This is a genomic window from Photorhabdus caribbeanensis, assembly GCF_018448885.1.
GTDB lineage: Bacteria > Pseudomonadota > Gammaproteobacteria > Enterobacterales > Enterobacteriaceae > Photorhabdus > Photorhabdus caribbeanensis.
The window spans coordinates 33380-45564 of sequence record NZ_RCWB01000037.1 but is presented as its reverse complement, the minus strand read 5'-3'; the positions used below and the strand labels follow the sequence as shown (position 1 = coordinate 45564).

12 protein-coding genes are annotated in these 12185 nt (G+C 51.7%); all 12 read right to left on the bottom strand.

Annotated elements, in window-relative coordinates; genetic code table 11:
• On the bottom strand, positions 1 to 266 hold a 266-nt coding region (locus tag EAE90_RS19545), incomplete at its 3' end, for a DUF3304 domain-containing protein (RefSeq protein WP_214054898.1).
• A gap of 51 nt (positions 267 to 317) precedes the next feature.
• Entirely contained in the window at positions 318 to 830 is a 513-nt protein-coding gene (gene tli1a / locus EAE90_RS19540) for a Tli1a family immunity protein (RefSeq protein ID WP_214054897.1), read from the bottom strand.
• A 51-nt stretch (positions 831 to 881) separates the two neighbouring features.
• Positions 882 to 1394, bottom strand: a complete 513-nt coding sequence (gene tli1a / locus EAE90_RS19535) for a Tli1a family immunity protein (RefSeq protein ID WP_214054896.1) — start codon at positions 1392 to 1394, stop codon at positions 882 to 884.
• 51 nt (positions 1395 to 1445) lie between these two features.
• Positions 1446 to 1958 (bottom strand): Tli1a family immunity protein, encoded by a 513-nt coding sequence (tli1a, locus tag EAE90_RS19530; protein WP_214054895.1) that lies wholly within the window; start codon positions 1956 to 1958, stop codon positions 1446 to 1448.
• Positions 1959 to 1967: 9 nt separating this feature from the next.
• A complete protein-coding gene (gene tla1, locus EAE90_RS19525) occupies positions 1968 to 2750 on the bottom strand; it encodes a toxin Tle1 chaperone Tla1 (RefSeq protein ID WP_214054894.1) in 783 nt (260 codons plus the stop codon).
• Positions 2751 to 2753: 3 nt separating this feature from the next.
• Positions 2754 to 5153, bottom strand: a complete 2400-nt coding sequence (locus EAE90_RS19520) for a type VI secretion system Vgr family protein (RefSeq protein ID WP_214054893.1) — start codon at positions 5151 to 5153, stop codon at positions 2754 to 2756.
• A 177-nt stretch (positions 5154 to 5330) separates the two neighbouring features.
• Positions 5331 to 5822 carry an Hcp family type VI secretion system effector gene (locus EAE90_RS19515; protein WP_036779179.1) on the bottom strand — a complete coding sequence of 164 codons (492 nt, stop codon included), beginning with the start codon at positions 5820 to 5822 and terminating at the stop codon, positions 5331 to 5333.
• A gap of 17 nt (positions 5823 to 5839) precedes the next feature.
• Positions 5840 to 7576: an OmpA family protein gene (locus EAE90_RS19510; RefSeq protein WP_214054892.1), complete on the bottom strand. Its 1737-nt coding sequence runs from the start codon at positions 7574 to 7576 to the stop codon at positions 5840 to 5842.
• Complete coding sequence (gene tssL, locus EAE90_RS19505) at positions 7573 to 8247, bottom strand: type VI secretion system protein TssL, short form (protein WP_214054891.1); 675 nt, start codon at positions 8245 to 8247, stop codon at positions 7573 to 7575. Before tssL ends, EAE90_RS19510 begins: the two co-directional genes overlap by 4 nt.
• On the bottom strand, positions 8244 to 9593 hold the full coding sequence (gene tssK / locus EAE90_RS19500; RefSeq protein ID WP_214054890.1) for a type VI secretion system baseplate subunit TssK: 1350 nt from the start codon (positions 9591 to 9593) through the stop codon (positions 8244 to 8246). The genes tssL and tssK overlap by 4 nt, the downstream gene beginning before the upstream one ends.
• A 15-nt stretch (positions 9594 to 9608) precedes the next feature.
• Positions 9609 to 11141: a type VI secretion system contractile sheath large subunit gene (tssC, locus tag EAE90_RS19495; protein ID WP_214054889.1), complete on the bottom strand. Its 1533-nt coding sequence runs from the start codon at positions 11139 to 11141 to the stop codon at positions 9609 to 9611.
• 33 nt (positions 11142 to 11174) lie between these two features.
• Positions 11175 to 11672 carry a type VI secretion system contractile sheath small subunit gene (tssB, locus tag EAE90_RS19490; RefSeq protein ID WP_214054888.1) on the bottom strand — a complete coding sequence of 166 codons (498 nt, stop codon included), beginning with the start codon at positions 11670 to 11672 and terminating at the stop codon, positions 11175 to 11177.
• Positions 11673 to 12185 lie beyond the last annotated feature (513 nt).

The window sequence follows — 12185 nt, the reverse complement described above, 5'->3', positions numbered from 1 at the left end:
TCGTCGGAAAAAGCGACACCGGTCTCCCAATCCACCTTAACCGTCATCCCCGGCCGCCACTTATCTGGAGCCCGATAGCAACAACCGCCACCACCGCCCTGATATGGGCCGATACTGTCGATACCCGGTTGATCATCCACAGTGAACCGGTTAATCGCCCATTTGGTATGGTTAATGGCGATAATGATGCCTGCCTGCGCCGAAAATTGGCTACAGGCGACCAACAGCAGGCATAAAACCGCCAGCCTCAATTGTTGTTTTTTCATCTTCTACTCCTTCACATTAGTGACAATCTGGACTTAAGGTGCCTGTATGCGTTACTTCGGACATACTTTTGGCTCCTTCATTTTCAAGGGTTCTTTAATTGGGTAGTTCGGGCTACCGTAGGTGTTACACGAAGTGGTGACTTTGACCTGATCACAGGGTAAGAAATGCACTGTAATACCGCAGGTGCGCTGCCCGGTATAATCGGGCAGCGGTACTACCTGGCTATGCTGGCGTTTCTGGGCGTTAATCTTGTCCCTCCACGCCAAATACTTCTCATCATTTTCATAACCGGGAAAGTCGTCGGAAAAAGCGACACCGGTCTCCCAATCCACCTTAACCGTCATCCCCGGCCGCCACTTATCTGGAGCCCGATAGCAACAACCGCCACCACCGCCCTGATATGGGCCGATACTGTCGATACCCGGTTGATCATCCACAGTGAACCGGTTAATCGCCCATTTGGTATGGTTAATGGCGATAATGATGCCTGCCTGTGCCGGAAATTGGCTACAGGCGACCAGCAGCAGGAATAAAACCGCCAGCCTCAATTGTTGTTTTTTCATCTTCTATACCTTCACATTAGTGACAATCTGGACTTGAGGTGCCTGTATGCGTTACTTCGGACATACTTTTGGTTCCTTCATTTCCAAGGGTTCTTTAATTGGGTAGTTCGGACTACCGTAGGTGTTACACGAAGTGGTGACTTTGACCTGATCACAGGGTAAGAAATGCACTGTAATACCGCAGGTGCGCTGCCCGGTATAATCGGGTACTGGTACTACTTTGCTATGCTGGCGTGTATAAGCATCCATCTTTTTTACCCATGCCAAATATTTTTCGTAATCTGCATATCCAGGAAAACCCTTCATGCTCGCCTCTCCTGTCTCCCAATCCACCTTAACCGTCATTCCCGGTCGCCACTTATCTGGGGCCCGATAGCAGCAACCGCCACCACCGCCCTGATACGGGCCGATAATATCGATACCCGGTTGATCATCCACAGTGAACCGGTTAATCGCCCATTTGGTATGATTAATCGCTTCAATGGTTCCGGCCTGTGCCGGAAATTGGCTACAGGCGACCAGCAGCAGACATAAAACCGCCAGCCTCAATTGTTGTTTTTTCATCTTCTATACCTTCACATTAGTGACAATCTGGACTTGAAGTGCCTGTATGCGTTACTTCGGACATACTTTTGGTTCCTTCATTTCCAAGGGTTCTTTAATCGGGTAGTTCGGGCTACCGTAGGTGTTACACGAGGTGGTAACTTTGACCTGATCACATGGTAAGAAGTGCACTGTAATACCGCAGGTGCGCTGCCCGGTATAATCGGGCAGCGGTACTATCTGGCTATGCTGGCGCTTTTGGGCATTAATCTTGTCCCTCCACGCCAAATATTTTTTTCTATCTGCAAAACCGGGAAATCCCCCCATGTCCCCAACACCGGTCTCCCAATCCACCTTAACCGTCATCCCCGGTCGCCACTTATCTGGAACCCGATAGCAGCAACCGCCACCACCGCCCTGATACGGGCCGATAATATCGATACCCGGTTGATCATCCACAGTGAACCGGTTAATCGCCCACTTGGTATGGTTAATGGCGATAATGATGCCTGCCTGTGCCGAAAACTGGCTACAGGCGACCAGCAGCAGGCATAAAACTGCCAGCCTCAATTGTTGTTTTTTCATCTTCTACCTCTATGACGATAATCTGGCTTTAAGGTGTTTAAGTACGAATGACTCTCTGTCGTCATCCAGTAAAATGTCTTCACCAGATGTCTCTATCATCAGGGCATAACAATTGTTGAACAGTTGTTCGCGGGAAAATTCTGAATATTCGACCTTATTATTCAGTTGCAACATCAGTACGTGAGCATCAGAAACACACAAGAGATGTTCTAGCTGCTCATCTGTGAGCTCAATTTTCTGAAAGGTTTCATCAACCGGCCCTGCATGGCCTTCACGCCAGATAACATGCGGAGCCCCATCACGATCAAGCCAGCTCCAGAACAGCGCGGGCCAGAAAAATTGTTGTTGCTGTTCCTTGTCCAATACATGGGAAAACAACACAGGAAAAATACGCGGGTCATAAAAGCGTAAGATCCCGCCTTTCCCTGCGTAGGCTGCATCCACGCACTGAATCAAATATTGGGACAAGCGATCAAACGACCATGAAGAACATAAAACCAGCAACACAGGATTTCTACCTAAGCGCATCATGATTTCATTCATCCATTGCCGTTGAACAGGTTGTGTTAAATCAATCCGAATTAAGATCGGGGCTTTATCTGTCACAATCTCCTCCGGCAACCCCTGAAATAGCGAGCACCAATCCATCTCAGATGAAAAACTTTTTAATGCCGGGATTAGGGGGAACTTACCCCCTGATTGATCCACAATCATATCGATACAACTTATGCCGGTTTCCGTTACAGACGATGCAAGTGATGCAATCCAGTCAGCTATTTGATGGTCATTCATTGGTTAACTCCTCAAAACAAACCCTTGCGCCAATTCCTGCGCTTTTTCCAAACACGTTTTACACACCGATTCAGGCAGGTCAGGCAAAGGAAAGTCCTGTTTCGCCGGTGACGTCATTTTGTGCTGCCCTTTCAGGCTTAACAGGCCCGGCCCGTGAATTTCAATTTCTCCTGCCGGAGAAAGACGGATGTACGCGCCGCCACACGCCAATGTCAGGCCATTTTTCGCCGTAATCTGGACGTGACCCTGTGTTGAATTGACGGTGACATCGTTTAATGCGGTGATACCTAAACTATCGCCATGTGATTCAATGGTGAGCGGCCCTTTCCCTGACACCAGACGCATCCCTTCGTTTTGTGCTAACAGGGAGATAGCCTGTGTCGCATTCATCCCAATCCGGTTTGCACTGGCAATATGCACATCCCCCGCACTTTGGGCATAGAGCGCCTGACCACTTTGCACCATCACGGTCTGCGGGCTGACAATCCCCACCCCTTCCGGCGCACTGAGCAGCATGGCTGCCATTTTCAGTTGATCCACATGCTGTAAGTAGGTTTTCAGGCTTTCAGTATCCGGCTGATGATTCAGGTGAGTTTTGGTCACCGTTCCCCACTCCAGCACCTGATTCACCGCACCTTTTACCAGACTGATTGCCGGGGCCATCTCCAGCACTTCACCACCCGCTCGGGCCTGTTTATCCGCGCTGATAAACAATCCCTTACCGGCCCGGATCGCGCCCCAGTCGTCGGTTCGCAGCTCAAAACCTTCACCCCGTTTATCCGGGTGTGGGCGCTGGCTATCGACGAGATGACCGAGATTCAACTGGCTTTTTCCGCCATATTCGGTACTCAGTTTGATATGTTCCCGACCGCGCTCGTCATCCATCCGCAGTTTGTTATTCGCCGGGGTGCGCAGGACGTTGCGTTTGTAGTTGTAGAGATTGACATGATCCGGGTGCATTGAATCGTGCAACGCATGAGCGATATAGGGCCGGTCCGGGTCGCCTCCTTCAAAGGCGATCGCGACTTCGGTGCCTTCCAGCAACGGCCAGTGAAAGCCATAGGTCTCCCCCGCGTACGGGCGTGCCAGACGCACCCACAGGCTTTCGCCCCCTTGCGGCCATTTCTCCCGGTCAAAGTTAAACGCCACCCGATACAAGCCGTCTTTGTCGATATCGCCGTAGGTATCATTCACTTTGGTACTGCTCACCCGCGCGGGTATCGTGCCGGCCATCACCGGTTTCGGCACCCGTTCCGGGCGAAAGCACACGGTCTCGGAATAGGGAATGGCGGTGAACGCCATCTCGAAACTGCTGTCCCGGCGGGCGCTGTTGGTGATCTGGGTGATGATCGCCCCTTTGCGAAACGCTTCCGGGGCGTCCCCCTTCACTTTCAATTCCTGCCCCGGCACCAGCGTGGCGGAGGTGGTCATTCCCCGCAGGCGGATGCGTTGATTCAGGTAACGCTCGTGATGCAGGCGGGCATAAAACACCCCGCTTTCCGTCTCCGGTTGATAGGCGTAACGGTCGCCGGGTATCCGGTAGTCGTCGCGGTAATGGTATGCTTCGCCATAGGTGGTGCGGTCGCCCCGTGTCACATCCGCCTCGGTGTTCAAGCCGGGATACGGCCGGGCATCGTGGTAGTCATAATTGCGGGTCGCAATTTTTCCCTCCACCACCTGATACGCGGTCTCCATGCCCCACACCACCGCGTCCTCCCCGCCGTGCATGCCTGACGGATTACGGGCAGGCAGGTAGACGTTGAACTGGTAGTCACGCTGGTCGTCGTAAAATTCCACCACGTCGATCTTTAACCGGTCATCCGCCGTCACTTTGTACCAGATCCCCACTTCCGCCAGCAGGCGTTGGATAAAGCGCAGGTCATCTTCGCCATACTGCATCACCTGTTCCCGCCTCGGGTAGCTGTACGCCAGACTGAACAGGAAATCCTGCCCACGAAAGCCATGCCGCTCACGCAGAATTTTCTCCACAATCTCCGGCACGGACAGTTTTTGGTAGATGGCGTATTGATGGCTTCTCGCCAGCAGCGCCAGCCGAGGCTCCAGCGTCACTTCATAGCGGCTTTCGTCCCGCGAGGTGGAGAGCAGTTTAAAGCCGCTGATCACCCCGTAAACCGAACGCAGCGGCTCCGGCGGCACAATCGGCATCCACCGTATCCCCGGGTTGATCGCAGGCGAAGTCAGGGTAAATGAAGCCTGCTGCATCAGCATCTGTGCCGGTTCAATCCCTTTCTCCGAACTGGTGAATTCAATGACATAGCGAAACGGCTGGCTTAAGGCTTCCTGCCCGGTAAAGGCCAGCACATCCAGCGGCGCTTTGTTACGCCACACTTTTAGTCTGTAGCGGCTGTGATCAAAGATGATCACCGGTGTTGGATTCGTCATATTTTCTTCCGATTATTCCTCAGTCGTTTGGGTACGCTACCGCCCATAGCCGTATACCGAGGCCCATAAGGTCATGATTTATCTGGTTTTCAATTTTTTTATCACGGGGCCTCCCGCCCCCGCGATCACGCAAAAAATGAAAAAACAGCAGACGGATTAATCCGTCTGCCAAGCTTGTTACGCCGTCGTGCGCTCATTCCACGCATCAGCGTGAATGATGTTGCCGTCTTTGTAGGTCCAGGTGATTTTTTCATAACGCAATTCAATGCGTTCCAGATGGTTGTGCTTCTCTTTGGCAGGGTCTTTGATGTCATGCATCAGCGGCGCCACTTTCACCACTTTCACGTTGTCCAGTTGGGTGATGAAGTACTCTTTCTCCTGACCTGCGTCATCAATGCTGTACCATTTGATTTCAGCAGATTTCAGGGTCTGGCCGGTAGTGACCGCTTTATACAGATAGGGACTTGATGCATCCACCTCTTTGGTGAATACCAGCGGAGCGTGTACACGGGTCCCCGTCAGTTTGCCGGTGTTGTTGTCCGTCGGGATGTGCAACATATGTTCCAACGCCACAATCTCAATACTGCCTTCCCGGCCCTGTACATCGACAGAACCCTTGATGTCAGCACCGCCGTCATCTTTTAGCCATAAATAAGCGGGAATCGCCATAATAATTACTCCAATTGTTACTTGAGTGATGTCGCCGGTAGCGGCGACGTTGTTGATGTGTCCGGTACTTTCTGCGGTCGCGCACAGGCGGCTGCATGCGGTATCAGACGAATTTCAACCCTGCGATTGGCGGCTCGCCCCGCAGCGGTTGTGTTAGTCGCGATCGGACTTGTTGCTCCCTTGCCTTGTACAGTGAAACAAGTCGGCGATATGTCGCTGGTTTGTAACATCCAATCGCGTACTGCTTCGGCGCGTGCCAGTGACAGCGCCTGATTTTTCGTGGCATCACCGGTGGAATCCGTATGGCCGGTGATGAGGATCATCCAGCCCGGTTTGGCGCGGATGTTGATTAGCGCGTTGACTAATACTCTGGTCGAACCCGTTTTCAGTTTCGCCTGTCCCACATCAAACAGCGCCAGACTGTTAAGGCTGATGGTCTGTGGTTCCACCGGCGTTACCGGCGTTTTCTCCCTCGGTTTAGCCTGATAACCGGCGATGGCCGCATGCAATGGCGGACGTAATCGCGCTCCTTGATATAGCCCCAATCCCAAACGCCACGGCACGCCATCCCGGTGATAGTTCTCAAGCCGATCAGCGTCACTCCTCAGTACTGCTTCCGCCTGTGCCTTGCGGCTATCATCCGTCGCGGCAATGGACCGGTAATGCAGCAGGTCACTCTCCACCTGACGCAATAACTGTCGGTTATGCCAGGCCGAGCAACCTAACGCAGTTATGCCCGCCAGCAGAAACAGCCCCAGTGCTATCCCCACGGCCCGTTGTACCGCTGTTTGTAGCGCACTTGTGGGCAGCAAGCGCACTACACTGTCCGGAAATGGCAATGTAACGGCAGCATTACCGGTGGCCGATGTGACTATCGGATCGCCCGCCCTGTTCAGCGCCGTTTTGGTCTGTAGCCACTGTTGCCAAACATGGCCGGTTAACCAATGCGGTAATGCCGGTACAAACTTCAATACCATCGCCAGCGGCGGACAAGGAGATAAGCCATCTTCCGGGGTCAGGCAGACGGGCAATACCTGCGCTTTCATCCAATCAGCCCAACCAGTCAGCTCAACCCCACGCTGAAAACGCGCCATCTGTTCCGACAACGTGCCCTGTTCCAACCAATCCGCGAGTGGTTGAAAAGAGGCGCCTTCACGCCAGGCCGTCACCGTGGTTCGTCCCGATTGCCACTCAAACCACGGTGAGTCGTCAGGTTGTCGGGATGGTACGGCTAAGTAGCCCGCTAACAGCAAAGGCAGCGGGATAGCATGTCGTTGACGCGCTTGAGATAGCTGCCAGCGCAGTTCTCGCACCCAACCTGCCAACACGGCGGCGTCACGGTATTGCTGTGGGTTTATCACCGCCATCACACTTAACTGTCCGCCCCAAGAGGGCCGGGCGGCCAGCAAGCTAGCTACCCCGTCGGACAGAGAAGTCCCTGACGGTAAGCACAACCAGTAGCCTTGCGGCGTCTGACGCAGCAGTTCATCACCAAACAGGCTGTCTTGGATGTTGCTATATACCAACACTACCGGCAGGCGATTACTTTCAGGCGGCAGTACCGCAGACAGGCTGTTAAAGCACTCTCGCCGTTGAGAACGCCCGCGATAAAACAGCCCCACCAGCGTGCAGAGCAGGATAATGACTGCCCCCTCCCACCGGCCCTCCGGCGATAAGGGTAGCCAGACCAGACAGAGCAATAGCGCCAGCCCGGCTCCCCATCCCCATAACACCCGTCGCAACATGACACTCATCTCGCCAACCCCGGAAATAGCGTTGCCAGATAGTGGCCTAATCCCCACCAGACACCGAGCAACACGATAACCATCCCGGAGATCGCCGCGGCTAGTTGGCCGACGATGGGACGTAGCCTGTAACGGGATGGCGGCACAGTGGTTAACGCCGGTGATTGTTGAGCAGTGCCGAAAGGTACGACCTGTTGACGTAAGCGAGTCACCAGTTGTTCACGTATCAATGAGGTATCCTCCTGACACTTTCCCTGAAATCCCAACAACAACACGCGGTGAAAACAGGTCAGTACTGCCCGATCGGGGGCCGGTTCATGCAGTACAGTACGCATCCGTTCATACAACTGATTACCGGCCTCGGCGGTATCAAAGAAATGTTCCTGTAATGATGTTGCCCGCCAGGCTGCATATCCCTTTTCCGGCGCTCGCTCCAGTACGGTTTCATCCAACAGGGCGCAATGAGCGTAGCTGATATGATTAATCGCGGATTCACTGACATCCGCATCACGCAGCGCTTGCCGTGTCTGTTCTATCTCACGGGTGCAGTGCTGCCACACCACTTCCGCCTGTTCCACCGCTGCGCCCTGACAAAGCTCTGCCACCAACAGGTAGCTGTTCTGTAACAGGGCATCGATATCCGGTGGCGATTTTTTAGTTAATAAAGGTGATTTATTCATGTCCTCAATACCGCAAACAGTTCAAGCTGAATATCGCCCAGTACTCCGGGCACGTAGAAAGCACAGCTCCCCGCCGCCAGCATGGCTTTGCCCGCCGGATGGGTGAGATCAAGGGCAAAGTACTGGTTCTCCAGCCGCAACGGGATCGCGGCCGGGACATGGCTAAGTGCGACTAAGGGGATGCCGGTTAATGCCCGGCTAATCATCCGGTCAACCTCGTCCGGCGCACCGGCTTTACATAACAGCGGAAACCGGGTGTACAACTGGTGCGCCGGTATGGAAGAGCGGACAGAGAGATAAAAATCCGCCGCTTCACATAAGCGAGTATCGTGGAAAGTGGCTATCCACTGCTGTTCCGATGGTTTCTTCAACTCAATCGTCACCATCCGCGACGGCAAGCTGATCTCCAGCAATTGACTCAGCAAGTCAAATAGCGGCGGGAATACCGCCGTCAAATTATCGTGCTGATAACGCGGGATCACGCTGGCGTTATGGTCCAGTGAAAAGGTCAACAGACTGCCCGCCAGCCTTACCGCTTCACGGTAGAACAGTTCTGGATGCACATCTGGATGAGCCTGAAAATCACTCAATATCGGTTCATAACTGTTAAGCGCGTTAAGCAGCCAGAACAACGACACATCCGCCACCGCAAAATCCGCCATCCGCTCATTGCTCTCTCGGCGCATTGCCATCAATCGAGCCTGTTTTGCACGTAGCTGCGTCAACAGCCGATCGAGCCGAGCTATCGAACCGGCATGTGCGCTAAGACGCAGTAATGGCGGTACAAATTGCTCATCAAAGACCCACTTTCCCTGAGCGTCGCGCAACAGACGCGCCACCGGGCAGGTGAGATATTGACCGTTTTCCATGCTGTCAAAACGCAGCGATATCGCATAACGAGCGACCGCCATCGATTCACTGCGATCACTGAATTCATCCTGTACCGGCACCCATTCCTGCTGGTAACGCACCGGTCGATCGGCGCGTTCATCTGGTTTAAGGCAGTTACCGCCATTGGCGTGAGTGTGCGGCAATGCCAGTAAGACCGTGACCTGCTGCGCGTCTGTCGGCAAAACGGCTGCCAATTCCAGCACCGGCGGTAAGCGATCCGCCTGATCGGTGTCAATCAGCGATCCATCGGCAAAACGCACACACAGGTGATCCGCTTTCAACTGCCCCAACGCTAAGGTGTGTTGATCAAACACTGCGGTCAGCACGCCCCAAGGATGCGCCAATCCCAGACGAGCAATCGACTCATTGGCATATGCCTCCCAACGAGCCTGTTGCTGAAACTGTTGGGGAGACAAGATGGTTCCTGTCGCCCATAGCGGGCGCTCAATTTTCATGATGTTCCCCTATTGTTAACCTTTGGATTTCGGCATTTGAGAAACCAGAGAGAGGTTGACGTCGAGTCCCTCTACCTGAAAATGCGGCACTGCATACAACTTGACGCGGAAGAAACCTGGGTTGTCGTCAATATCTTCAACCGTGACGTGCGCTTCACGCAGCGGATGAGAAGCCTGCAAATCATCGGAAGGATCGGTCATCTCAGTTACCAAGGTGTTGATCCAGTTGTTCAGTTCAATTTCGAGCAGACGTCGATCTTTCGTGGTGCCGATGTTTTCCCGTTGAATCAATTTCAAATAATGGGAAATACGCGACAGTAGGAAGATATAGGGCAGACGCGCATTGATACGGCTGTTAGCCGTCGCTTCATCGGTGTCATACAACGCCGGTTTTTGCGCCGAGTTAGCGGAAAAGAAGCAGGCATAATCCCGGTTTTTGTAGTAAGAGAGCGGAATGAAGCCCAGATTGGCAAATTCAAATTCGCGGGTTTCTGGAATCATCACTTCTGACGGAATTTTGACCTGATTACCGGTCCCCAAATCGTAGAGATGGATCGGCAAATCAGTCACCGCGCCCCCTGCTTTTGGACCGCGGATCTGGACACACCAGCCATTACTGACAAAGCTCTTGATCATGTTTGCGCCAAAAGCAAAGGCGGCGTTGGCCCATAAATATTTATCGTGATCCGGACCGGCCACCTCTTCAACATAGTTAAAAGTCCGCACCGGTACGGTGTCTGGGCCATAGGGCAAACGCCCTAGCACGCGGGGTAAAGTCAAGCCGATATAACGAGCATCATCACTGTCGCGGAATGCTTGCCACTTGATGTATTCGGCACGGTCGAAGTAGTTGCCGATATCTTTAATCGCGGCCACTTGATCCATCGTTTGTTTGCCAAAAAAAGCCGGGCCAACAGCGGCAATGAATGGCATATGCGCCGCCGCCGAGACTTTGGCGATATTACGCAACAGCGCAATATCTTGCGTTCCGGCATCAAATTCATAATTGGCAATCACCGATCCGATGGGTTCACCGCCCGGCGTATCGTATTCTTGAATGTAAGTGTGGTGATAAAAACCGCTCTGAACAATTTCCGGCGCATCGTCAAAATCTTGCCGCAAATCCTCTTTGGTGACGTCCAGTACTTCAATCTTGACGTTCTGACGGAAATCAGTGCGATCAACCAAGAATTTCAGGCCGCGCCAGGCAGATTCCACCTGCTGAAACTCAGGGTGATGCATGACCACATCCAATTGACGGCTGATTTGCTCATCCAACTCGCGGATATGGTTATCCAATAATGCTTTATCCAGCCGTTTAACCCTTTGCGCCGAGGTTTTCAGCATAGAGAGAAAAACGCTGACGGCCGCCGTGACTCGCTCGTCCGCCGTCACATCAGCCAGCGCATCACTGCTCTGAAAGCGTTCAATATCGCTTAACTGTTCTACCGGCTGTAAATTGATTTTCTTAAATAACGATTGATAAACACTGCCTTCGGCGTGAGTCGTTATCGCCGCCGCAGCGGTTTGTTGTTCTTGTTCAGTCATTAATCCTATCTCCTGATATCAATACTGTAATAATCAAATAGTTTTTGGCGCCAGTGCGGCCAATTCAGCCCGTAACTCATCGCTTAACGCTTGATCCTGGAGGATATGTTCCAGCTCCCGGCGAAAGGTGGCGTTGTCGAGCAGGTTAGATCTCAGATCGCGCAATAGATGGCGCATAGAAAGCAAGGCCCGCAGTTGCGGGATTTGGCGAGCGATTTGTTCAGGCTCGAAGTCTTTTATTTGCCGAAAAATAAGGGCGATATTCTCCTCGCTGCCATCTCCGGCCAAGGTATTTTCGACCGTCAAGTTAATAGCGGGGCTGAATTCAGCCAGTACGCTATCAAAGTTATTTTTGTTGATAGCCACTTTTTTTCTTTCCGCGAGAGGACGATGCTCCTGCCCGTTGCTGTAATCTCCCATTACCAATAATTTCAGCGGCAGCTCGACTTTTTTCTGCGCACCTCCTGTATGCAAATCTAATTTGATATTAATACGCGATTTAGGGATCTCGTTTTGAAAACTATGTGTCATAAGTGACTCCTCAACAACAAAATAGAATGAATGGCATGATGTTCATGCCACAACGCATTTCAGAAACAAAACCGGATTCAGATATTTAAAAGCAGGCACTAACCAAGCGGAAAATAAGAGAAAACCGACAACACCCGCCTCAATAGATAAATTGATTTATCAGACAGGCTATTTTCTGGGTAAGGGGATTTTCTAAACAGATTTATATAAAATCAAGTCATTTTTTATCAAAAAGCATTTTTTGCTTCACTCCACCAGATATAAAACATCTTAATCAAGAGATTAAACAAACAATATATCAACGAAATCTAAACGAAATTGAATTTATTTTCATAAAAATTGAACTTGTTTTAAAAATATCAATCGGCCGGTAAATCATATTATTTATATAGGTCAAAAAAATGATTAAAATATAAAATAATCATTTATTTTCATTGACTTAACAACAAAATAAACGACCAAAAAAAATTTTCACCCCTACGGCACAACAGGTAAAAACATTTAGTAAAACAA